This window comes from Paraburkholderia sediminicola, from assembly GCF_046026675.1.
Classification (GTDB): domain Bacteria; phylum Pseudomonadota; class Gammaproteobacteria; order Burkholderiales; family Burkholderiaceae; genus Paraburkholderia; species Paraburkholderia sediminicola_F.
The window spans coordinates 3,938,623-3,961,736 of the sequence record NZ_JAQQEY010000001.1; the positions used below are offsets into that span (position 1 = coordinate 3,938,623).

Consider the following 23,114-nt stretch of genomic DNA (forward strand, 5'->3'; position numbering starts at 1 on the left):
CGCCGGCGCTCAAGCTTGTTATTACTGCGGGTCGACGCTCGAGTCGTCCGACGCAGCGGCCGGTGCTTCCGGTTTTGCGCGGAAACGCACGTCAGCAGCGAGATCTTCGGCTTCCGCCGCGCGCTGCGCGTCCGAATGCGCGGCGATGTGGTCATACACCGCGTAGCAAAGACTTTCGCAGCCCTGGCCGGTCAGCGCTGAGATTTCGAACACCGGACCCTCCCAACCGTAGCCCTCAAGGAAGGCCGACACTCGCGCTTCGCGCTCGTCTTCGGGCACCATATCGAGCTTGTTGAGCACGAGCCAGCGGGGCTTCTCATAGAGCAGCTCGTCGTACTTGCGCAGCTCGTTGACGATCGCCTTGGCTTCCGCGACGGGATCGACGGCTTCGTCGAACGGTGCGAGGTCGACGATATGCAACAGCAAGCCGGTGCGCTGCAAGTGGCGCAGGAACTGGTGACCCAACCCGGCGCCTTCCGCCGCGCCTTCGATCAGGCCAGGAATATCGGCAATCACGAAGCTGCGGCTCGGCCCGACACGCACCACGCCGAGATTCGGCGCGAGCGTCGTGAACGGGTAATCGGCGATCTTCGGCCGTGCGTTCGACACTGACGAAATAAAGGTCGACTTGCCGGCGTTCGGCATGCCGAGCAGACCGACGTCGGCCAGCACCTTCAATTCGAGGCGCACCATGCGGCGCTCGCCGGGCTTGCCGTCGGTTTTCTGACGTGGCGCGCGGTTCGTACTGGATTTGAAATGCAGGTTACCGAGACCGCCCGCACCGCCCTGTGCGATTTGCACGCTCTGGTTGTGCTCGGTCAGATCGGCGATCAGCTCGCCGGTTTCCATATCGGTGATAGTCGTGCCGACCGGCATGCGCAGCGTGATGTCGTCGCCGCCCTTGCCGTAGCAGTCCGCGCCGCGGCCGTTTTCGCCGTTGCGCGCCAAATGTTTTTTCGCGTAGCGGTAGTCGATCAGTGTGTTGATGTTGCGGTCTGCGACCGCGATCACGCTGCCGCCCCGGCCGCCGTCGCCGCCATCCGGGCCGCCGAACGGAACGAATTTCTCGCGGCGCATCGACGCGCTGCCATCCCCTCCGTCGCCGGCGATGACTTCAATCCTCGCTTCGTCAATGAACTTCATGCGTAACTCCGTCCCGTGGTGTACTGCTAGATGGTGCTGCTGGGTTGATGCTTTCAGATGCTGCTATTTTGCCGCGTGCGCCGTGCGGTGAGCAATCAGCCGATCGGCTAACCGTGCCGATTTGGCCGTGCAATCCGCCAATTTTTCGGACAAAAAGCGCCGCAATAAAAAAAGGCCCCGCGAACTTCGCGGGGCCTTTTTCCGGTCCTGAAGCCCGTGCCTGATTAAACTCAGACTGCTGCCGGGACGACGTTGACCATGTGCTTCTTCGCTGCGCCCTTCGTCGAGAAATTGACGTGGCCGTCCGTCAGCGCGAACAAGGTGTGATCCTTGCCGATACCGACGTTTTCGCCCGGGTGCATACGCGTGCCACGTTGGCGAACGATGATGCCGCCAGCGTTGATGGCCTGACCGCCGTAAACCTTGACGCCGAGACGCTTCGATTCAGAGTCGCGGCCGTTGCGGGATGATCCGCCTGCCTTTTTGTGTGCCATTTGATTTGCTCCTTAACCGTTGCGCTTACGCGTTGATCGCGTCGATGCGCAGTTCGGTATAGTTCTGGCGGTGGCCGCCATGCTTCTGGTAGTGCTTCCGGCGACGCATCTTGAAGATGGTCACTTTTGCGTGACGACCTTGCGACACGACGGTAGCCTTGACGGAAGCCCCACTGACCAGCGGCGTACCGAACTTAATCGATTCGCCTTCGCCCACTGCGAGAACCTGGTCGAGCGTGATTTCAGCGTCAATGTCTGCCGGTATCTGTTCTACTTTAAGTTTTTCGCCGACGGCAACTTTATACTGCTTGCCACCGGTTTTTATGACCGCGTACATTGAGAACCTCACTCTGTGTTCATTTTTCCCACGCACCGCGCGCGGAAACCCGTGATTATACATAGAGTTAGCTGCTCGGTCAAAACTCATTGAGAGTCGCCGCGCGCACCGCCCGGCGCCTTGCCGTCCAGCCCCGGCACACGGCCTGGCCGTTGCCTTCGTCGCGCCGTGCCGCAGCCTGCGACCCGGAACTGTCGCGATTCGCCTTATAATTCGCGGCACTACCCAATTCAGCCATCATGTCGTCGACTGCCACCCCCTCCTCCAACGCCGCCAGCCTGCTCGCTCCGATCGCCGAAGACATGCAGCAGGTCAATCGCGTCATACGGCACCGTCTGGCGTCCGACGTGATGCTGATCAATCAGATCTCCGAGTACATCATCAGCGCCGGGGGCAAGCGGCTGCGGCCCGCGCTGCTGCTGCTGGTGGCGGGCGCGCTGGGCGAAACCACCGGGCATCGGCACGAACTCGCCGCGGTGGTGGAATTCATCCACACGGCCACGCTGCTGCACGACGACGTGGTCGACGAATCCGACCTGCGGCGCGGCCGCCAGACAGCCAACGCGCTGTTCGGCAACGCTGCGAGCGTGCTGGTCGGCGATTTTCTCTACTCCCGCTCGTTCCAGATGATGGTCGGCGTGGGCAAGATGCGTGTGATGGAAATCCTCTCGGAGGCGACCAACATCATCTCCGAGGGCGAAGTGCTGCAGTTGCTGAACATGCACGACGCCGACGTGGACGAAGCGCGCTACATGCAGGTGATCCGCTACAAAACCGCCAAGCTGTTCGAGGCTGCCGCCCAACTCGGCGCCGTGCTGGCTGGTTCGGATGCGAAAACCGAAGCCGCTGCCGCGGAATTCGGCCGTCGTATCGGCACCGCGTTCCAGATCATGGACGACTGGCTCGACTACACGGGCACGGCTGAATCTATGGGCAAGAACGCCGGCGACGATCTGCGCGAAGGTAAACCCACGCTCCCGCTGATTTATCTGATCGAGCGCGGTACGCCCGAGCAGTCGGCGCTCGCGCGGGAAGCCATCGAGCAAGGCGGCACGGATCGTTTCGACACCATTTTCGAGGCGATCACGCGTTCCGGCGCACTGGATCACACACTCGAGTGCGCGAAGCAGGAAGCGATGGCCGCAGCTGCAGCAATTTCTTCATTTCCGGATTCCATTTTCAAAGATAGCCTGCTAGAATTATGTTCTTACTCGACGGCAAGACAGTCTTAAACGAGACTGAAACACCGTAGGAGTCCAGCAGTACAAATCGGGGTGTAGCTTAGCCTGGTAGAGCGCTACGTTCGGGACGTAGAGGCCGGAGGTTCGAATCCTCTCACCCCGACCAGATTTGCCTTGTTAGTTCAAGGCTCGAAAAACCGCCCAGCTTGCTTGGCGGTTTTTTGTTTTGGGTCGCGATTTTTTGTGCCCCGCCGACGCGTTGCCATCACGTACGATTTGTCCCAGGCGCCATAGACCATCCGCGGAGGCGGCTCGCCCAGCCCCTCTGCTATATTCTCTCCATCCCGTCCCCTATCCTTCACTACGCGTGGAACAACTTCCCTTATGGGCGCAGATCGGCGCCGTCTTTCTGCTGCTTATCTGCTCCAGCTTCTTTTCGATTTCCGAAACGGCGATGATGGCGATCAACCGCCATCGCCTGAAACACCTTGCCAACCAGAATGCGCTCGGCGCAAAGACCACTCAAGGTCTGCTCGCGCACACCGACCAGCTGTTGAGCGTGGTCCTGATCGGCAACAATCTGTTCAACACGATCATCCCGGTGCTCACCACCTCGATCGCGCTGCATACCTTCGGCCGTAACAATGTGGTGCTGTCGATCGCGACCGGCATCGTCGCGTTTCTGATTATCGTGTTCGCGGAAATCACGCCGAAAATCGTCGGCGCGACGTTCCCCGAGAAGATCGCCCTGCCGGCCAGCCTGCTGATCGCACCGATGATGCGCGTCGGCAAACCGCTCGTCTGGTTCGTCAATCTGTTCGCGAACACGATCTTGCGCGTGCTGCATATCAATACCAAAGGCGCGCACGATCAGCGGCTTTCCACCGAAGAGCTGCGCACCATCGTGCTCGAATCAGGCAGCTTCATGCCGACCAAGCACCGCAGCATTCTGTTGAACCTGTTCGACCTCGAGAACATTTCCGTCGACGACGTGATGATCCCGCGCCGCCGCATCGAAGCGCTCGACTTCGACGCGCCGTTCGAACAGATCCTGCATCAGCTGGAAACCTGTTATCACAACAAGCTGATCGTCTATCAAGGCGACATCGACCGGGTGCTCGGCGTGCTCCACGTGCGCAAGACACTGGCTGCGCTGCACAACCAGGAACTGGAGCGCGAGACGCTGCGCGAGTTGCTGGCCGAGCCGTATTTCGTGCCGAGCGGCACGCCGGTATTCCAGCAACTACAGTACTTCCAGGAAAGCCGCCACCGCACGGCGCTGGTCGTGAACGAATACGGCGAGTTGCAAGGACTGGTCACGCCGGAAGACATCATCGAAGAGCTGATCGGCGAATTCACTACCTCGATTCCGCGTAGCGCAAATTCTCGCGGCGGCTGGAACGAGAACGGCGAATGTATCGTGGCGGGCAGCATGCCGCTGCGCGAACTGAACCGCTGGCTGCATCTCACGCTGCCGACCGACGGACCGAAAACGCTCAACGGCCTGATCCTCGAGATTCTCGAAGAGATTCCGGACGGCGACGTCTGCGTGCAGATCGGCGAGGTGAAACTCGAAGTGATGCGCAGCGACGACCAGGCGATCCGCACCGTCAAGCTGTTCAAACCGCCCGTTCGCGCGGGCGCGAAAGCTATGAAGGCGGCGCGCGGTTAAGCCCTGCACGCCTCACAGCGTCGCACATCGGCGCGACGCACGCCATTAGCCGATTGGCTGAATGGTGGTGCCTGCGGCCTTGCCGGATGATGAAGTCGTCGTGTTCTACAGGCGGCTCATCACCGGTCTCTCATGCAAGATTCTTTTCAACGCGCGGCGTCGTTGCGGCCTGTCGTCGTCGATGGCGAAAGCCCAGTCAAACCGAGGCATAACGCCTTTGCGGCAAACGCCAATGCCAGTGTCAGTACCAACCCCAGCGCGAATCCCGCCGACTCTGACAACGCGCCTGCCGTACGCCTACTAACCGACACGTTGCAGGAGGCAACCCGCCGCAACGCGTCGGACCTGCACATTGAACCGGCGGAGCATGGCTGGCGCGTGCGTTTGCGTATCGACGGCGTACTGCATGAAATCCCTCAGCCCCCTGCGCATCTGCGCGACGCGTTTATCACGCGCGTGAAGGTGCTGGCACGCATGGATATCGCCGAGCGGCGCGTGCCTCAGGACGGCCGCCTGCGGATTGCCACGTCGCCCAGCCGCGTCGAAGACTATCGCGTGAACTCGCTGCCTACGTTGTTCGGCGAAAAGCTGGTGTTACGCAGGCTCGACGCACTGCCTACCGATCTATCGCTCGACTCGCTTGGCCTCGATCCACAACAACGTGAAGCAGTCGATGCTGCAATCCGCGCGCCGCACGGCCTCGTGCTCGTCACTGGGCCCACCGGTAGCGGCAAGACGCTGTCGCTGTATTGCTTCCTGCACATGCTCAACGACGAGGCGCGCAATCTGTGCTCGGTGGAGGATCCGGCGGAGATTCAACTGGCGGGTATCAATCAGGTGAGCGTGCGCGAAAAGGCCGGCCTGACGTTCGCGGTGGCGCTGCGTGCGTTTCTCCGTCAGGACCCCGACGTAATCATGGTCGGCGAAATCCGTGACGACGAAACCGCCGATGTTGCCGTGAAGGCAGCGCAAACCGGTCACCTGGTGTTGTCCACCTTGCATACGAACGACGCACCCGCGGCCGTCGCGCGCCTGATCGACATCGGCGTCGAGCCGTACAACCTGGCGGCCGCGCTAAGGATGGTGACGGCACAGCGGCTGGTGCGGCGACTCTGCATAGCATGCCGCGCGCCGGCGCAGCAATCGGCAGCGGCGCTGCGAGCAGCGGGCTTCTCTGACGATCACCTCGACAGTTGGCAACCATTCGCTGCCACCGGTTGCACAGCCTGCCACGGCATCGGCTATCGCGGCCGCGTCGGAGTGCACCAGGTGATGTCTGTCTCTGATGCGATGCGTGAGCTTATCGTGGCACGCGCAGGCACCCATGAACTGGCCCGGCTCGCGCAAACCGAACAGGTTGCCACCTTGCGTGACGCAGCGCTGGCGCGTGTACGCGACGGCACGACAAGCCTGGCCGAAGCGCTGGCCGCCACCGAGCGCGCATGAGCACAGCGACGACTCACCCACCGCCAGCGGCCGAGATGCGCTTCAGATGGCGCGGCGTCGATGCCGACGGAGTACAGAAAACCGGTGCGCTCATTGCGCCGGACGTTAGCACCGCACGAGCCATACTCAAACGCGAAAAAAAGCTGTTCATCGTCGAACTCGCGGCATACGGGCCGGCGCCACGCCCTCAGACCCGCACCACCGACGTCACGGTGTTCACCCGCCAGCTCGCCAGTCTGCTGCGCGCCGGCTTGCCACTCGCGCCTTCGCTGGAACTGCTGGCGCAAGCGGATGGTTCGCGCCGGCAAGGTATGCCGCGGATCGTCGGCGCGCTGGCACGCGACATCACCGGTGGCCTACGCTTCTCCGCAGCGTTGCAGCGGCATTCTGCGCAGTTCAGCGCGCTGTACTGTCAACTAGTCGAAGTCGGCGAAGCAGCCGGCGCGCTGCCTGCCGTCCTCGCCCGGATCGCGGACGACCGCGAACGCGCCGCGGCGCAGCGTGCCAAGGTGCGCGCGGCGCTCACCTATCCGGTCGCGATCCTGTTGCTTGCGATTGCAATTACCGCCGCGCTGCTGGTGTGGGTCGTGCCGACTTTCAAGCAGATCTTCGACGGCTTCGGCGCGAAACTGCCCGCGCCCACGCAGTTCGTGCTGGCCTTGTCGGCGGGTGCAGCACGGTGGAGCATTCCTCTGGTCGTCATGGTTTTCGCCGCAGGCTCGGCTGTGACCTTTCTGCTACGACGTTCCGAAGCGGCACGCATCCGTTTCGCGCGCATATCGCTGACAATGCCGGTCGCCGGTCCATTGCTGCGCACCTTGTGCGCAGCGCGCTGGAGCCGTGCACTCGGTACCTTGCTGTCGGCCGGCACACCGCTCGCAGACGCGTTCGATTCGCTGACTCACGCCACCGGCAACGCTTTCTTCGATCGCGCCACTGTGGAGATTGCTGCCCGGCTGCGGCGCGGCGAACGGCTCGCCGCCGCAATGCGCGCGTCACACTGCTTCCCACCGGAGGTCACGCAGCCGGTTGCGGTTGCCGAGGAGTCCGGGGCGCTCGATACCATGCTGCTCGATGTGGCGTCGCTCGCCGATCGTCAGGTAGACGAAAAGATCGGCACGCTCTCGAGCCTGTGCGAACCGCTTGTCATCATCGTGCTGGGCACGCTGGTCGGCGGCCTGGTGATCGCGATGTATCTTCCCATTATTCAACTCGGCAACGTGGTGTAGCATCGCAGCCGAATCCCACCCTTTATATGCAGGCTACCCTTCCGCTCGTGTCAAATACTTCTTCCAGCCTGTTTTCGGGCCTGCTGTCCGGCCAAGCCACAACCGGTCTCGGTCTCGCGTTCGGCAGCTTGCCCAGCGACCTGCAGATCGCGTTTGCGGTCGTGTTCGGTCTGGTGATCGGCAGTTTCCTGAACGTGGTCGCGCATCGGGTGCCGATCATGCTTGAGCGTGCATGGCGCGAGGAAGTCAGCGAGGCCACCGAACAAGCGCTCGAAAACGACGGCTTGCCCGCCCGCTACAACCTGTGGGTGCCGCGCAGCGCGTGCCCCCATTGCGGCCATGTGCTCAACGCGTGGGAGAACGTGCCGGTGTTGAGCTATTTGCTGTTGCGCGGACGCTGCTCCGCATGCAAGACACACATAAGCCTGCGCTACCCGCTGCTCGAAATCGCCAGCGCCGCCTTCGCGGCCGGGGCGCTCGCGCTGTATGGGCCGACCGGCATGGCACTCGCCGCTTTCGGACTATGCGCCGCGCTGCTCGCGATGAGCGCGATCGACATCGACACGCATCTACTCCCTGACTCCATGACACTGCCGCTCCTGTGGGCTGGCTTGATCGTGAACTTCAACGGCATGTTCGCGAGCCTGCACGATGCCGTGCTGGGCGCAATCTTCGGCTATCTGGTGCTATGGGTCGTGCATTGGTTGTTCCGTCTGGTGCGCGGCATCGAAGGCATGGGTTATGGCGATTTCAAACTGCTGGCTGCGCTCGGCGCGTGGCTTGGCTGGGCGGCGCTACCGCAGGTCGTGCTGATCGCGGCGGTCGCTGGCGCAGTGGTCGGCCTCGCGGCGACGTGGCGCGGCCGTATGCGTTTCGAAGAACCACTGCCGTTCGGGCCGTTTCTCGCAGCGGGCGGTGCTGTTACGCTATTTCTCGGCACACCGCTTTATCTGGCGTTGGGAGGCTAAAGCATGTTTGCTGTGGGACTGACCGGCGGCATCGGCAGCGGCAAATCGACCGTAGCTGACCTGTTCGCCGCGCACGGCGTGCCGCTTGTCGACACAGACCTGATTGCGCACCGCATCACGGCGCCGCAAGGCATTGCGATGCCGCAGATTGCCGCGGAGTTCGGCGATTCGTTCGTCGCGGCGGACGGCTCGCTCGACCGCGCCCGCATGCGCACGCTGGTATTCAGCGACGACGGTGCGCGCAAACGCCTCGAAGGCATCACACATCCATTAATTCGTGCGGAGACCGAACGCGAGCAGCGCGAGGCGCAAGGGCCGTATGTGATCGTAGTGGTGCCGTTGCTGGTGGAGTCGGGCAGCTGGAAGACTCGCGTGAATCGTGTGCTGACGGTCGATTGCAGCGTCGAGACGCAAATTTCGCGCGTGATGAGCCGCAACGGCTTTAGCCGTGAGCAGGTGCTGGCGATCATCGCCCGCCAGGCGACACGCGAAGCACGCCTCGCCGCAGCCGACGACGTCATCGACAACGACAGCGCGCCACTCGACGCACTCACGGCGCAGGTCGATGCGCAGCATCGCGTCTATCTGTCCCTAGCGGGCGCATGAGAATACGCTGACCGCGGCTTGCTGCGTGATTTGCTCAGCCGTGCAGCGGCACGCACGCAAAGCACGCGGCAAACCGCTTGAAACATGTGAAAAAAGTTGCGAAAGCGCGCTGAAAAAGTGCGTGATTGCTAGGGTAGTCTCACGGCATTAGAATGTTCTGCATTCCCGTCACCGACCACGCCCGAGGCGAGCCCGCTTGATCCTTTACGAGTATCCCTTCAACGAGCGAATCCGGACGCTATTGCGCCTCGAAGATCTGTTCGAGCGCTTCACGTTCTTTCTGACTCAGGAAGACGCCAGGGAACATCACGTCGCACTGACAACGTTGTTCGAAATCTCAGAGGTTGCGGGTCGCGCGGATCTGAAGTCCGATCTGATGAAGGAGCTCGAGCGCCAACGGCAAACTCTGGCGCCGTTCCGGGGCAATCCGGGGATCGAGCAGAACGCGCTGGAGGCAGTGCTAGGGGAAATCGAGCAGACCTTGTCGGGGCTTTCACAGATGCAGGGCAAGACCGGCCAGCATCTGGCCGACAACGAGTGGCTCGCCAGCATCCGTAGCCGCGCGATCATCCCGGGCGGCACCTGCAAGTTCGATTTGCCTTCGTACTACGCGTGGCAGCAGATCCATCCTGATCAGCGTCGGCAGGATATCGCCAAATGGGTCACGCCACTCCTGCCGTTGCGCGATGCGGCAACAATCGTGCTGCGCCTCGCGCGCGAATCGGGTCAGGCGTCCAAGGTCATGGCGATGCAGGGCAGCTATCAGCAAATGCTGTCAGGCCGTTCGTACCAGTTGATGCAAGTACGGGTGGCACCGGAATTGCGGGTGATTCCGGAGGCTAGCGCCAACAAGTACATGCTCTGGGTGCGATTCACGGTGCAGGACGGCGATTTGCGTCCGCGCGCGGTGGATGTCGACGTGCCGTTCCAGCTCACGCTTTGCAGCCTGTAACGCTTGGCCTGTAGAACTCAATCGCGGGGCCGCGCCTTTAAAGCGGCGAAAAATGCCCCTATATTCGTAACTTGTTCCGTTTCCGATTGACTGCCTGACCGTATGCCTACTGTCGTCAAATGCCCCACCTGCGGCAAGGATGTCCGCTGGACTCCAGAAAGCCGCTTCCGCCCGTTCTGCTCTGACCGCTGCAAGCAGACCGACCTCGGCGCCTGGGCCGCTGAGAAGTACAAGATAGGCGGCACAGAGGAAGAAACGCCGTCAGATGAATCGCCCGGCGGGGACTACAACCCGCATTAAGCGCTGCAGGCTGCAGACGCACACCGCTTGTGCGGTGTGCTGCAGTTACGCAGAACGGCGCTGCTCACGCAGCGCCGTTTAAAACCGCTGATCATTTCTCTAGTTTTTCTCGGCCGCGAGCCATTCCAGCACGGGAATCGTCGCCGGCAATAGTGGAGAGACATCCGCCGGCAGCGCCTGCCACACAAATGCCTGGCCTTCACGGCCGTGTGGTTCGCCGGACCACTGGGTCACCTTGCAGAAGAACAGCCGCACGTAGGCGTGCGGGTAATCGTGTTCGAGCGTGTGCCAAAGATGGCTCGCCTTGACGTCGATACCCAGTTCCTCGTGCAACTCGCGGGCTAGCGCGGCCTCGACCGACTCGCCCGCTTCCAGCTTGCCACCCGGAAACTCCCAGTACCCCTCGTACGGCTTGCCTGCCGGGCGCTGCGCCAGCAGATAGCGTCCGTCCGGCTGAATCAGCACGCCGACTGCGACTTCAGTCACCGGGCGGCCAGCCACGTTCTTCTGCGCGTCGCTCATGCCGGGGCCTTCCGTCCAGACCAGTCGCGAGCGAATTGCCATGCGACGCGCCCGGAGCGCGAACCACGCTCCAGCGCCCACACCAGCGCATCGCCGCGCGCCGCTTCGACTTCCGCGTCGTCGCAGCCGAAATGGCGCAGCCAGTGGCCGATGATCGACAGGTAGTCGTCCTGTTTGAACGGATAGAAGCTAACCCATAGCCCGAAGCGCTCGGACAGCGAGATCTTTTCTTCGACCAGTTCGCCCGGATGAATCTCGCCATCGGACGTGTGCTTGTAGGTCTCGTTGTCGCTCATGTACTCGGGCAACAGATGGCGGCGATTGGACGTTGCGTAGATCAACACGTTGTCCGACTGCGCAGCGATCGAGCCGTCGAGTGCGACCTTCAGCGCCTTGTAACCCGACTCGCCATCTTCGAACGACAGGTCGTCGCAGAACACCACGAAGCGCTCCGGCCGCTGCGCGATCAGATCGACGATGTCGCCGAGATCGTGCAGATCGTCTTTGTCCACTTCGATCAGGCGCAAGCCGTCTTTCGCATAGGCGTTCAAGCAAGCCTTGATCAGCGACGACTTGCCGGTGCCGCGCGCGCCCGTCAGCAGCACGTTGTTGGCCGGCTGCTTGCGCACGAACTGAAGCGTGTTCTGCTCGATCAACCCTTTCTGGCGATCGATGTTTTGCAGGTCGCCGAGCGTGATCGACGAAATGGCGGGAACCGGCTGCAGATAGCCGCGCCCCTGGCGCTTGCGCCAGCGAAAAGCGACCGCCGCCGACCAGTCGATCTGCGGTGCAGCGGGCGGAAGCATTGCTTCGAGGCGAACGAGCACGGCTTCGGCCCGGGTCAGAAACTGTTCGAGTTTGTCCATGGCTGTGAGATAAGCGGCCTTAAGCGGCCCAAGCGCCGCGTAATGAACCAGGTTACGAACGATAGTCGGCGTTGATGCTCACGTAATCGTGCGACAGATCGCAAGTCCAGATCGTGGCTTGCGCATTACCGCGGCCGAGTACGACACGAATGCCGATCTCGCTCTTTTTCATGACGCGCTGGCCATCTTCCTCACGGTAGGCCGGATTGCGGCCACCGGCGGTGGCAACCAGCACGTCGTCCAGATACAGATCGATCTTGCCGACGTCGAGATCGTCCACGCCGGCATAGCCGATGGCCGCGAGAATGCGGCCGAGATTCGGATCCGATGCATAAAAGGCCGTCTTCACGAGCGGCGAGTGGCCGATCGCGTACGCGATCTGGCGGCATTCGCCGACGCTCGAACCGCCTTCGACATGCACGGTCATGAATTTGGTCGCGCCTTCGCCGTCGCGCACGATCAGTTGGGCGAGGGTCTGGGCGACTTCGGTCACCGCGTCGCGCAGCGCTGCATAAGCGGGCGAATCGGTGGACGTGATCGCAGGCAGGCTCGATTTGCCCGAGGCGATCAGGATGAATGAATCGTTGGTCGACGTATCGCCGTCGATCGTGATGCAGTTGAACGAGCGGCCCGCGACGTGCTTGACCAGTGCGTCGAGCACCGGCTGCGCGACGGCGGCGTCGAACGCGAGGAAACCGAGCATGGTCGCCATGTTCGGCTTGATCATGCCGGCGCCCTTGCTGATGCCGGTGAGCGTGACCGTATGGCCGTCGATCGTAACCTGGCGCGACGTGGCTTTCGGCAAGGTATCCGTGGTCATGATTGCCTGGGCGGCGTCGTACCAGTTGGCTTCCTTGCGGCTCGCCAGCGCCGCGGGCAGACCCGCCTTCAGACGGCCGACCGGTAGCGGTTCCAGAATCACGCCCGTCGAAAACGGCAGCACCTGTTCCGGCGCGATGTCAACGAGGCGCGCGAGCTCGACGCAGGTTTCGCGCGCAGCCACGAGGCCCGGCTCACCCGTGCCCGCGTTCGCGTTGCCCGTGTTGATCACGAGCGCACGAATCGGCTTGCCGCCCGCGCGCACGCGCTCCAGATTCTCACGGCACACCGTGACGGGTGCGGCGCAAAAACGGTTCTGCGTGAACACGCCGCCTACCGTCGCGCCTTCGCCAACAGAAATGACCAGCACGTCCTTGCGGTTCGGCTTGCGGATATTCGCCTCCGCCCAGCCCAGCGTGACGCCGGCGACAGGGTGAAGTTGAGCGGGATCGATCGAGGGGAAATTGACAGCCATGGTCGCGACCTGTCGAAGAAAATGCCGGCGTGGCGCCGGCATCGAGGGATCGGTAACTGATGGCTCGAGCCTGTAGCCGAACCACCGCGAATTCACCAGCAAAACATCGTGTAAAACGAAGCGGCGCGCTTAAAGCGCGCCGCTTTCGGCATTATGCGATCTTGCCGTGACACTGCTTGTACTTCTTGCCGCTGCCGCACGGGCACGGGTCGTTACGGCCGACCTTCGGCACGTTGTCCACGCTCACGTCCGACCCAATGGCATGCGACGAACCGTGGCTCATCGCGTCGCCGATCATGGCGGCTGTCGCCGCTTCCGCAGCGGCAGGCGCTGCTGCCGCCGCTTCGGCGAATTCGGCGTGACGGAACTCGACGTTCTCGAGGTGGCTGCCTTGCTCTTCGTACTGCTCGGCGGCCTGTTCCAGCTGTTCCGGCGACTGGATCTGCACGTTCATCACCACACGGGTGACTTCGAGCTTCACGGCGTCGAGCATCGCGGCGAACAGTTCGAACGCCTCGCGCTTGTATTCCTGCTTCGGATTCTTCTGCGCGTAACCGCGCAGATGGATACCCTGGCGCAGGTGATCGAGCGCGGCCAGATGTTCGCGCCAGCTACGGTCCAGCGTTTGCAACATGATCGAGCGCTCGAACGCGCTGAACGATTCGCGGCCGACCTGTTCGACCTTCGATTCGTACGCTTCGTCCGCAGCGGCTTCGACAGCTTCGAGAATCTCGTCCGCACTGATCGAGTTCGACTCGTTGATCATTTCCTGAATCGCGAGGTCGAGTTGCCACTCGTTGCGCAGCACTTCCTCCAGCCCAGGCACGTCCCACTGCTCTTCGATGCTGCCGGCCGGCACAAACTGGTGAACGATATCGGCGATCACGCCGCCGCGCATCGCGCCGATCGTTTCGGTGATGTCATTCGCTTCGAGCAATTCATTGCGCTGCTGGTAGATCACCTTGCGCTGATCGTTCGACACATCGTCGTATTCGAGCAATTGCTTGCGAACGTCGAAGTTACGCGCTTCAACCTTGCGCTGCGCCGACTCGATCGAGCGCGACACGATGCCCGCCTCGATCGCCTCGCCTTCCGGCATCTTCAGACGGTCCATGATCGCGCGCACGCGATCGCCCGCGAAAATGCGCAGCAGCGGATCTTCCAGCGACAGATAGAAGCGCGACGAACCCGGGTCGCCCTGACGGCCGGCACGGCCGCGCAACTGGTTGTCGATCCGGCGCGATTCGTGACGTTCGGTACCGATGATGTGCAGACCGCCCGCGGCCTTTACCTGATCGTGCAGCGCTTGCCATTCGTCGTGCAGCTTCTGGATACGGCGTTGCTTCTCTTCTTCCGAAAGCGTTTCGTCCTTCTCGATGAAGGACGCCTGCTTTTCGGCATTGCCGCCGAGCACGATGTCGGTACCGCGACCGGCCATGTTCGTGGCGATCGTGACCCGCTTCGGACGGCCCGCTTCGGCGACGATCTCGGCTTCACGCGCGTGCTGCTTGGCGTTCAGCACTTCGTGCGGTAACCCGGCCTGCTTCAGCAAATGCGACAGCAGTTCCGAGTTTTCGATCGACGTCGTACCGACCAGCACCGGCTGACCACGCTCATAGCAATCGCGGATGTCGCGGATCACCGCGTCATAACGCTCCTTGGCAGTCTTGTAGATCTGATCCTGCTTGTCGATCCGCTTCGGCGGACGGTTGGTCGGGATCACGACCGTTTCGAGACCGTAGATCTCGTTGAATTCGTACGCTTCGGTATCGGCGGTGCCGGTCATGCCGGACAGCTTCGCGTACATACGGAAGTAGTTCTGGAACGTGATCGACGCGAGCGTCTGATTCTCGCTCTGGATCTTGACGTGTTCCTTCGCCTCGACAGCCTGATGCAAGCCATCCGACCAGCGGCGGCCCGACATAAGACGGCCGGTGAATTCGTCGACGATCACGACTTCGCCGTTCTGCACGACGTAGTGCTGATCCTTGAAGAACAGCGTGTGCGCGCGCAGTGCCGCGTACACATGGTGCATCAGCGTGATGTTCTGCGGCGCGTACAGGCTTTCGCCCTCGCCGATCAGGCCCCATTCGCCGAGCAGACGCTCAGCCTTTTCGTGGCCCGATTCCGTCAGGAAGACCTGGCGGCCTTTCTCGTCCAGCGTGTAGTCGCCCGGCTTTTCGACGCCGGTGCCGTCTGCCTTCTCTTCGCCGATCTGGCGTTCGAGCAGCGGCGGCAGCGCATTCATGCGCACGTAGAGTTCGGTGTGATCTTCGGCCTGACCGGAGATGATCAGCGGCGTGCGGGCTTCGTCGATCAGGATCGAGTCGACCTCGTCGACCACCGCGAAATTCAGGGCTCGCTGCACGCGCGCGTCGGTCTCGTAGACCATGTTGTCGCGCAGGTAGTCGAAGCCGAATTCGTTGTTGGTGCCGTAGGTAATGTCGGCGGCGTACGCTTCCTGCTTCGCGCCATGATCCATCTGCGACAGATTGATGCCGACCGACAGACCCAGGAAGTTGTACAGACGCGCCATCCATTCGGCGTCGCGCTGCGCGAGGTAGTCGTTGACCGTGACGACGTGCACGCCGCGGCCGGACAGCGCATTCAGGTACACCGGCAGCGTGGCGACGAGCGTCTTGCCTTCGCCGGTGCGCATTTCGCCGATCTTGCCGTAATGCAGGACCATGCCGCCGATCAGCTGCACGTCGAAGTGGCGCATTTTCAGCACCCGCTTGCTGGCCTCGCGGCATACCGCGAAAGCCTCCGGCAGGAGCTTGTCGAGCGACTCGCCACTCGCGACGCGCTGGCGGAATTCACCCGTCTTGGCGCGCAGTTCGTCGTCCGTCAATTGCTCGATCTGCGGCTCGAGCGCATTGATCGCCGTGACGGTCTTTTGATATTGCTTGACTAGCCGCTGGTTGCGGCTGCCAAAAATCTTCTGTAGAAAACCGGTGGTCATCGGATCGGTGTCTGCGTCGCGGCTTCGGCTGGGTCGCGGCGTGCAGTTCATGCACGTGCGCCCCGGGGTCGGAAGGGCCTCGGCGGCTTAGTCCAAGAGTGAATTCGAATCGGGCATTTTAGCACGCGCCCCCGGCCACGCCTGTGTCAGCCGTGCGACGCTGGCAGGGCACAGAAAGCCCGCCGCAGCGACGTCCGACGGTACGCATTGAGGCGGGTCCACATGCATCCCGCGCGGTACAATCGCGACGTGAACGCACATAGGGTGCGAACGCGCCGTCACTATCGAACATGAGCCGTATTCCGTCCTTTTCAAGGCCGCCGCCCAAGCAGTTCAAAGCGCGCCGCCCGCAGCCTGTCGCCGAAGTGCTGAATCGCACCGACGCGTTCGTGGCCCTGCGCGCGGGCGTCGAGCAGATTGCGGCGCTGGAAAAGGATCTGCGCGAGCTGCTGCCGGATTATCTGGCCACGAGCGTGGAACCCAGCTTCATCAAGGAAGGCGTGCTGGCCCTATTTGCCGCGCACAATGCGCTGGCCGCCCGCCTGCGCCAGATCGAACCGAGGTTGCTGTCGGATCTTCAGCAGCGCGGCTGGCCGGTCAATGCGCTGAGGATTCGCGTGCGGCCGCAGCCTTTGAAGGAACCGCCGCCCGTCAAACAGGCACGCATGACGCCGGTCGGCGCAGACGCGCTGCACGCACTCTCCCAATCGCTCGCGCCCTCGCCGCTGCAGGAAGCTTTGGCGAAAATGGCAGCGCGGCATCGGAGAAATCGCTGAACAAAAAATAAGCGGCCCAGATGGGCCGCTTATTTTTCATCCATTCGTTTCGGACATTTCATCCGAAGGCGCCATGCCGATCAGGCAAACGCCGTTTGCGTTTCGTACGCGAAGCCGCGCGGCGCCTTCTGCGTATCGTCGAACGTGACGATTTCGTACGCATCTTCATGCGCCAGCAACTCGCGCAGCAAAGCGTTGTTCAGCCCGTGCCCCGACTTGTACGCTGTGTACGAAGCCAGCAACGGATGGCCGACCACGTACAGATCGCCGATCGCGTCGAGCATCTTGTGCTTCACAAATTCGTCGTCGTAACGCAGGCCGTCGTTGTTCAGAATGCGGTATTCGTCCAGCACGATGGCGTTATCCATGCTGCCGCCGCGCGCCAAACCGAGTTCACGCATCATTTCCACTTCATGCGCAAAGCCGAACGTACGCGCACGCGCGATTTCCCGCACATACGACGTATTGGCAAAATCCACTTCCAGCGCCTGGCCGGTTTTATCCACAGCCGGGTGACGGAAATCGATGGTGAATTTGAGCTTGAAACCGAAATACGGATCGAGGCGCGCGAATTTATCGCCGTCACGAATTTCAACCGGCTTGGTGACCTTGATGAATTTCTTCGGCGCGTTCTGTTCTTCAATACCGGCCGACTGAATCAGAAACACGAACGAACCCGCGCTACCGTCCATGATCGGAATTTCTTCAGCCGTGACGTCGATATAAAGATTGTCGATGCCGAGGCCTGCGCATGCGGACATCAAATGCTCGATGGTCGACACGCGCGCGCCGTCTTTCTGCAGTACGGAAGCCAGACGCGTATCGCCAATCGCCATCGCCGACGCAGGGATATCCACCGGCGTGGGCAAATCCACCCGCGAAAACACAATGCCGGTGTTCGCCGCCGCCGGGCGGAGCGTCAGTTCGACCTTGCGGCCGGAGTGCAGGCCGATGCCGACTGTCTTGACGATTGATTTGATAGTGCGCTGCTTCAACATGGTGATCTTCTATTCGATTGAAAATCCCAATCGGGACTTTTTATTCCATAGCGCGAAGTATACTCCAATACCCTAAGGAGCGTCGTTACACGGAACGTATCAATCTGTTTCGCTGCATTACCCAAAGCGCGCCCGTCAGGGAAAGCGTGACGGGCCGATGTCCGGAACGGAGGCGTTTCCGGTCATCGGCCCGAGTAACGGCCTGTCACAAAAGCGTCTTATGCGCCGTTGCCCTGATACAACGCGGTAACCGCGCAGACTCGAGGCAAAGGCATCGAACGCAATCGTGCCTAGCTCAACGTAGCGAGGATACTCCCTGCATCGCTGACTTCGAATTTGCCGGCAGCCTCGACGTTCAACGTCTTGACCACGCCGTCGTCGACAACCATCGCGTAGCGCTGGGAACGGATTCCCATGCCGCGCGCCGACAAATCCTGCTCAAGACCGAGCGCCCGCGTGAAAGCCGCACTGCCATCCGCCATCATGCGCACCTTGCCCGAGGCGTGCTGATCGCGTCCCCACGCGCCCATTACGAACGCGTCGTTGACGGACACGCACCAGATCTCGTCGATGCCAAGCGCGCGCAACTGCTCGGCGTGCTCGACGTAACCCGGTACATGTTTGGCTGAACAGGTCGGCGTGAACGCACCGGGCAACCCGAAGATCACCACGCGCTTACCCGCCGTCTGCTCGCGCACGTCGAAGCTGTTGGGCCCCAGCGTGCAACCCGCCCGCGTGTCTTCGACAAACTCGAAGAGCGTCGCGTCGGGCAGCTTTTCACCTGCTTGAATCATGCTCAGTCCTTTGCATCGATGCGAAGCACACTCGCACGCCATCGTGTCGCAGTGAATTTCAGCGTCTGCCTAACTGCAGGCTCCGCCAGCCGGCGACAGTTGCCCCATCCGCTTCGCGAATCCGAAGAGGGCACTTGTCCTTGCCGCGAATCAGACGATACGCGGCTTGTTCGCCGTTCACCCGCCACGCTCATGCATTCGTCCGCCAGTGCTACGCAAGCAGCACCGCAACGAAAGCCTGCTCGTGCGCTCAGTCCGCCTGCTTGCGCAGGAATGCCGGAATGTCGTACGTGTCGACGCCCTTTTCCTGCAGCGCCTGCACGTGCGAAGCCGCCGTATCGCGCGACGTGCGCCACACAGCCGGCGTATCCAGTGCGCCGTAATCCGCCGTGCTTGCATGCGACTGCGACGGTGCGTAAGCAGCGTGCGCGCTGATCGGCTGATTGTCCGTGCCGGTGCGCAGCAGCGTCATCGGTGCCGATTGCTGCTTCTTCGCCGCACGGCCCAGACCCGTTGCCACGACCGTCACGCGCAGCGCGTCGCCCATTGCATCGTCGTACACCGCGCCGAAAATCACGGTTGCGTCTTCTGCAGCATAGCTCTTGATGGTGTTCATCACTTCGCGCGTTTCCGACAGACGCAGCGAACGGCTCGACGTGATGTTGACCAGTACGCCACGCGCGCCCGACAGATCCACACCTTCCAGCAGCGGGCTGGCCACAGCCTGCTCGGCAGCCAGACGCGCGCGATCGACGCCGGCAACCGTCGCCGTGCCCATCATCGCCTTGCCCTGCTCGCCCATCACCGTCTTCACGTCTTCGAAGTCGACGTTCACCAGACCGTCGACATTGATTATTTCGGCGATGCCGGCAACTGCGTTGTTGAGAACGTCGTCTGCGCACTGGAAGCACTTGTCCATCTCGGCGTCATCGCCCATCACCTCGAACAGCTTGTCGTTCAGAACGACGATCAGCGAGTCGACGTGATCCTCCAGTTGCTGCGAACCAGCTTCTGCTACACGCATGCGCTTGCCGCCTTCGAATTCGAACGGCTTGCTGACCACGCCAACAGTCAAGATACCCATTTCCTTGGCGATCTGCGCGACCACCGGTGCTGCGCCCGTGCCCGTGCCGCCGCCCATACCGGCGGTGATGAACACCATGTGCGCGCCACGCAATGCGTCGGCGATACGCTCACGTGCTTCTTCTGCTGCGGCGCGGCCCATTTCCGGCTTGGCGCCAGCGCCCAGACCCGTGTTGCCGAGCTGGATCACCGCGGAAGCGCGCGAACGCGACAGAGCCTGCGCGTCCGTGTTCATCACGATGAAGTCGACGCCTTGCACGCCTTTGTTGATCATGTGCTGAACGGCATTGCCGCCAGCGCCACCTACTCCGATCACCTTGATGATGGTGCCGTTCGTTTCGGTTTCCAGCATCTGGAATTCCATGTTGCCTCCGTCAAGATAAAAAATTGCAGCCACTTCGGCCGTTATTCGGCAGGAGATCGGGCAACCTCCTGTCGCGCGCCAGCCGCCGGCACCAGCGCGTATTTACGTAAAACCGTTCGAAAAGCGAATTCGTTAGAAGTTGCCGAGGAACCAGTCTTTCATTCGCGTGAAGACCTGGCCCATCGACCCCGACTGCACCGCGACCTTGCGGCCGCGCATCCGTTGCGAGCGTCCTTCGACGAGCAGACCCATCGCCGTCGAATAACGCGGGTTACGCACGACATCAGCGAGACCGCCCGCGTATTCCGGCACGCCAATGCGCACCGGCTTCAGGAAAATATCCTCGCCTAGTTCGACCATGCCGAGCATCATCGACGCGCCGCCGGTCAGCACCACGCCGGAGCTCAGCAGTTCTTCGTAACCCGACTCGCGCACCACCTGCTGCACGAGCGAAAACAGTTCTTCGACACGCGGCTCGACCACCGCCGCCAATGCCTGGCGCGACAGCGTGCGCGGACCGCGCTCACCGAGACCCGGCACTTCGATCATTTCGTCTGGATCGGCCAAGGCCTGCTTCGCAATGCCGTAGTCGACCTTGATGTCTTCTGCGTCCGGCGTCGGCGTACGCAGCGCCATCGCGATGTCACTCGTGATCTGGTCGCCGGCGATCGGAATCACCGCCGTGTGACGAATCGCGCCTTCGCTGAAAATCGCAATATCAGTCGTGCCGCCGCCGATATCGACCAGCACCACGCCAAGTTCCTTTTCGTCTTCCGTCAGGACCGCCAGCGACGAAGCGAGCGGCTGCAGGATCAGATCGTTCACTTCGAGCCCGCAGCGGCGCACGCACTTCACAATGTTCTGCGCCGCACTCACTGCGCCTGTGACGATATGCACCTTCACTTCCAGGCGGATGCCGCTCATGCCGATCGGCTCGCGCACATCTTCCTGACCGTCGATGATGAATTCCTGCGTCAGGATGTGCAGCACCTGCTGATCGGTCGGGATGTTGATCGCCTTCGCCGTCTCGATCACGCGCGCGACGTCCGTCTGCGTGACTTCCTTTTCCTTGATCGCCACCATGCCGCTCGAATTGAAGCTGCGGATATGGCTGCCGGCGATCCCGGTAAATACGTTCGTGATCTTGCAATCGGCCATCAGCTCGGCTTCCTCGAGCGCGCGCTGAATGGACTGCACGGTGGCTTCGATGTTCACCACCACGCCCTTCTTGAGCCCCTTCGATTCGCTCTGGCCGAGGCCGATCACCTCGTAGTGGCCCTCGCCCTTCAACTCGGCGACGATAGCCACTACCTTCGACGTCCCAATGTCGAGGGCGACCAGCAGATCTTTATAGTCTTTACTCATAGCGTGCTCATTGCGTGTGATGTCCGTTTACTTCTTGCCCTTGTCGGGTTCGCTGATGAAGCGCATGCCAGCGGCACGAATCGCGAAACCGTTCGGATAGCGCAAGTCCGCATACTCGATATCCTTTCCCCAACGTTGCGTCACCGCGTTCCACGCCGCGGTCAGGCGCTTGCTCCGATCGAGCAATGTGTCCTGATTGCGTTCGCGCCCAAGTTCCACCTGCATGCCGTTCGACAGCTTCACCGTCCACGCGTAACGCGGTGACAGCGTGACTTCTTCGGGCGTCGCGCCCAGCGGCGCAAACCACTTCTTGAAATCGCTATAACGCGCAACGACTTCTTTTGCCGTTCCGTCCGGACCGTCGAATGCGGGCAACTCTTCTTCAAGCTCGCCCTGGTTCGCGGTGAACAGTTCGCCGTCCACGCTCACCAGTTGATCGCTGCCCCACGTTCCTAGCGGTTTGTACTCTTCAAGCGTGACAGCCAGTGCGTTCGGCCAAACCCGCCGCACACTCGCGTGACGCACCCATGGCATCTGCTCGAACGCCTGACGCGCGACGTCGAGATCCACCGTAAAAAAGTTGCCTTTCAAGCGTCCAACTACGCCGGCGCGCACCGTCGGCGAATTGATGTGCTCGGTTTCGCCGTCGATCTGGATTTCGCGCAACGCGAAATTCGGACGCTGGATGAGCCAGTAACCGCCTGCCGCCAGCAGCACGAGCACCAGCAACGCATGCAATGCGTTGGCGGCGAGATTGAGCTGGCGAACGTTGTTCCACATGGAGTTGCTTTCGGGTTGCCCCGGTTAGTCCTTTGTTAATCCTTGAGCGTCAGCGCCAACACGCCGACAACAAGTTCCTGATAGCTGATGCCCACCGCACGCGCCGCTTTCGGCGGCAACGAGTGATCGGTCATCCCAGGCGCCGTGTTCACTTCGAGGAAGTACGGGTTGCCGTCAGCGTCGAGCATGAAATCGGCGCGACCCCAATCGGTGCAGCCGAGTACATCGAACGCGCGGCGCGCCAGCACTTTCAGGCGTGACTCTTCGTCAGCCGCCAGACCGCACGGAATCAGATACTGCGTGTCGTTCGCGATGTACTTCGCGTGGTAGTCGTAAAACTCGCCGGCCGGCACGATGCGGATCACCGGCAGATCCAGATCGCCGGCGATACAGGCCGTATATTCGCCGCCGCCCTCGATGCTCTTTTCCACCACAACGATCTTGTCGTACTTGACCGCTTCAAGCAGCGCTGCCGGCAATGCGTCGGCGCTTTTCACCTTGATCACCGCGACGCTCGAGCCTTCGCTCGCCGGCTTCACGAACAGCGGCAAGCCGAGCTTCGCGACGATGTCTTTCGCGCGTGCTTCGTAGTCGTCGCCGCGCAGCACAGCCTCGAACGGTGGCGTCGGAATGCCGAGTTGCTGCCACACGAGCTTGGTGCGGAACTTGTCCAGACCGAGCGCCGAGCCGAGCACGCCGCTACCCGTGTAACGAATGCCGTAAAAATCCAGCGCACCCTGAATCTGGCCGTTCTCGCCATAACCGCCGTGCAACGCGTTGAACGCGCGCACGAAGCCTTCGTCCTTCAACGCGGCGAGTGGACGCTCGGCCGGATCGAACGGATGGGCGTCGATACCGGCGTCGCGCAGACCTTGCAGCACGAGACGGCCGGAATTGAGCGACACCTCGCGCTCGGCGGAATCCCCACCGAGCAGCACTGCTACTTTGCCGAACTGTTTAGGGTCGATGCTGCTCATTTCAC

The 23,114-nt window shown here is 61.8% G+C and carries 22 protein-coding genes and 1 tRNA gene; 10 read left to right on the forward strand and 13 right to left on the reverse strand.

Annotation, left to right across the window (positions count from 1 at the left end; translation table 11 throughout):
- Positions 1–21: 21 nt before the first annotated feature.
- The 3 genes from cgtA to rplU form a co-directional block, all read right to left on the reverse strand.
- Positions 22–1,143 (reverse strand): Obg family GTPase CgtA, encoded by a 1,122-nt coding sequence (cgtA, locus tag PQQ86_RS17200; RefSeq protein ID WP_054040755.1) that lies wholly within the window; start codon positions 1,141–1,143, stop codon positions 22–24.
- Positions 1,144–1,373: 230 nt separating this feature from the next.
- Complete coding sequence (rpmA, locus tag PQQ86_RS17205; protein ID WP_007180330.1) at positions 1,374–1,637, reverse strand: 50S ribosomal protein L27; 264 nt, start codon at positions 1,635–1,637, stop codon at positions 1,374–1,376.
- A 25-nt stretch (positions 1,638–1,662) separates the two neighbouring features.
- Positions 1,663–1,974 carry a 50S ribosomal protein L21 gene (rplU, locus tag PQQ86_RS17210; protein ID WP_007180329.1) on the reverse strand — a complete coding sequence of 104 codons (312 nt, stop codon included), beginning with the start codon at positions 1,972–1,974 and terminating at the stop codon, positions 1,663–1,665.
- A 239-nt stretch (positions 1,975–2,213) separates the two neighbouring features.
- Between rplU and PQQ86_RS17215 the strand changes: the two genes are divergently transcribed.
- From PQQ86_RS17215 to PQQ86_RS17255, 9 genes are all read left to right on the forward strand, one after another.
- The gene (locus PQQ86_RS17215) at positions 2,214–3,206 is read left to right on the forward strand and encodes a polyprenyl synthetase family protein (RefSeq protein ID WP_054040757.1); all 993 of its coding nucleotides are present in this window, start codon (positions 2,214–2,216) and stop codon (positions 3,204–3,206) included.
- Positions 3,207–3,244: 38 nt separating this feature from the next.
- Positions 3,245–3,321 (forward strand) — tRNA-Pro (locus PQQ86_RS17220).
- A 201-nt stretch (positions 3,322–3,522) separates the two neighbouring features.
- Positions 3,523–4,827 (forward strand): HlyC/CorC family transporter, encoded by a 1,305-nt coding sequence (locus PQQ86_RS17225; RefSeq protein WP_408268982.1) that lies wholly within the window; start codon positions 3,523–3,525, stop codon positions 4,825–4,827.
- Positions 4,828–4,959: 132 nt separating this feature from the next.
- Positions 4,960–6,273 (forward strand): GspE/PulE family protein, encoded by a 1,314-nt coding sequence (locus tag PQQ86_RS17230; RefSeq protein ID WP_408268984.1) that lies wholly within the window; start codon positions 4,960–4,962, stop codon positions 6,271–6,273.
- The gene (locus PQQ86_RS17235; RefSeq protein WP_408268987.1) at positions 6,270–7,502 is read left to right on the forward strand and encodes a type II secretion system F family protein; all 1,233 of its coding nucleotides are present in this window, start codon (positions 6,270–6,272) and stop codon (positions 7,500–7,502) included. Before PQQ86_RS17230 ends, PQQ86_RS17235 begins: the two co-directional genes overlap by 4 nt.
- Positions 7,503–7,528: 26 nt before the next feature.
- Entirely contained in the window at positions 7,529–8,470 is a 942-nt protein-coding gene (locus tag PQQ86_RS17240) for a prepilin peptidase (protein WP_408268990.1), read from the forward strand.
- 3 nt (positions 8,471–8,473) lie between these two features.
- A complete protein-coding gene (coaE, locus tag PQQ86_RS17245) occupies positions 8,474–9,076 on the forward strand; it encodes a dephospho-CoA kinase (protein WP_408268992.1) in 603 nt (200 codons plus the stop codon).
- Positions 9,077–9,272: 196 nt separating this feature from the next.
- A complete protein-coding gene (zapD, locus tag PQQ86_RS17250; protein WP_030100922.1) occupies positions 9,273–10,028 on the forward strand; it encodes a cell division protein ZapD in 756 nt (251 codons plus the stop codon).
- Between the two features lie 102 nt (positions 10,029–10,130).
- Positions 10,131–10,328, forward strand: a complete 198-nt coding sequence (locus tag PQQ86_RS17255; RefSeq protein ID WP_093645243.1) for a DNA gyrase inhibitor YacG — start codon at positions 10,131–10,133, stop codon at positions 10,326–10,328.
- A gap of 99 nt (positions 10,329–10,427) precedes the next feature.
- Here the strand turns inward: PQQ86_RS17255 and PQQ86_RS17260 are convergent, their stop codons facing one another.
- The 4 genes from PQQ86_RS17260 to secA all read right to left on the reverse strand — a co-directional run bounded on the left by PQQ86_RS17260 (position 10,428) and on the right by secA (position 15,972).
- Positions 10,428–10,850 (reverse strand): NUDIX domain-containing protein, encoded by a 423-nt coding sequence (locus PQQ86_RS17260; protein ID WP_054040765.1) that lies wholly within the window; start codon positions 10,848–10,850, stop codon positions 10,428–10,430.
- Positions 10,847–11,716: an ATP-binding protein gene (locus PQQ86_RS17265; RefSeq protein WP_408268996.1), complete on the reverse strand. Its 870-nt coding sequence runs from the start codon at positions 11,714–11,716 to the stop codon at positions 10,847–10,849. The genes PQQ86_RS17260 and PQQ86_RS17265 overlap by 4 nt, the downstream gene beginning before the upstream one ends.
- Positions 11,717–11,768: 52 nt before the next feature.
- Positions 11,769–13,010 carry a bifunctional glutamate N-acetyltransferase/amino-acid acetyltransferase ArgJ gene (gene argJ, locus PQQ86_RS17270; RefSeq protein WP_408268999.1) on the reverse strand — a complete coding sequence of 414 codons (1,242 nt, stop codon included), beginning with the start codon at positions 13,008–13,010 and terminating at the stop codon, positions 11,769–11,771.
- A gap of 151 nt (positions 13,011–13,161) precedes the next feature.
- Positions 13,162–15,972 carry a preprotein translocase subunit SecA gene (secA, locus tag PQQ86_RS17275; protein ID WP_408269001.1) on the reverse strand — a complete coding sequence of 937 codons (2,811 nt, stop codon included), beginning with the start codon at positions 15,970–15,972 and terminating at the stop codon, positions 13,162–13,164.
- A gap of 290 nt (positions 15,973–16,262) precedes the next feature.
- Here secA and PQQ86_RS17280 point away from each other — a divergent pair, with 290 nt between their 5' ends.
- Positions 16,263–16,748, forward strand: a complete 486-nt coding sequence (locus tag PQQ86_RS17280) for a DciA family protein (protein ID WP_054040773.1) — start codon at positions 16,263–16,265, stop codon at positions 16,746–16,748.
- 80 nt (positions 16,749–16,828) lie between these two features.
- Here the strand turns inward: PQQ86_RS17280 and lpxC are convergent, their stop codons facing one another.
- From lpxC to PQQ86_RS17310, 6 genes are all read right to left on the reverse strand, one after another.
- Positions 16,829–17,746: a UDP-3-O-acyl-N-acetylglucosamine deacetylase gene (gene lpxC, locus PQQ86_RS17285; protein WP_097390468.1), complete on the reverse strand. Its 918-nt coding sequence runs from the start codon at positions 17,744–17,746 to the stop codon at positions 16,829–16,831.
- A 290-nt stretch (positions 17,747–18,036) separates the two neighbouring features.
- Positions 18,037–18,540: a peroxiredoxin gene (locus PQQ86_RS17290; protein WP_171926746.1), complete on the reverse strand. Its 504-nt coding sequence runs from the start codon at positions 18,538–18,540 to the stop codon at positions 18,037–18,039.
- A 250-nt stretch (positions 18,541–18,790) separates the two neighbouring features.
- Positions 18,791–19,987, reverse strand: coding sequence for a cell division protein FtsZ (gene ftsZ / locus PQQ86_RS17295; RefSeq protein ID WP_054040778.1), 1,197 nt, complete (start codon positions 19,985–19,987; stop codon positions 18,791–18,793).
- Positions 19,988–20,119: 132 nt separating this feature from the next.
- On the reverse strand, positions 20,120–21,352 hold the full coding sequence (ftsA, locus tag PQQ86_RS17300) for a cell division protein FtsA (protein ID WP_007180311.1): 1,233 nt from the start codon (positions 21,350–21,352) through the stop codon (positions 20,120–20,122).
- A 27-nt stretch (positions 21,353–21,379) separates the two neighbouring features.
- Positions 21,380–22,132, reverse strand: coding sequence for a cell division protein FtsQ/DivIB (locus PQQ86_RS17305; protein WP_408269007.1), 753 nt, complete (start codon positions 22,130–22,132; stop codon positions 21,380–21,382).
- Between the two features lie 35 nt (positions 22,133–22,167).
- Positions 22,168–23,109 (reverse strand): D-alanine--D-alanine ligase, encoded by a 942-nt coding sequence (locus PQQ86_RS17310; RefSeq protein WP_408269009.1) that lies wholly within the window; start codon positions 23,107–23,109, stop codon positions 22,168–22,170.
- Positions 23,110–23,114 lie beyond the last annotated feature (5 nt).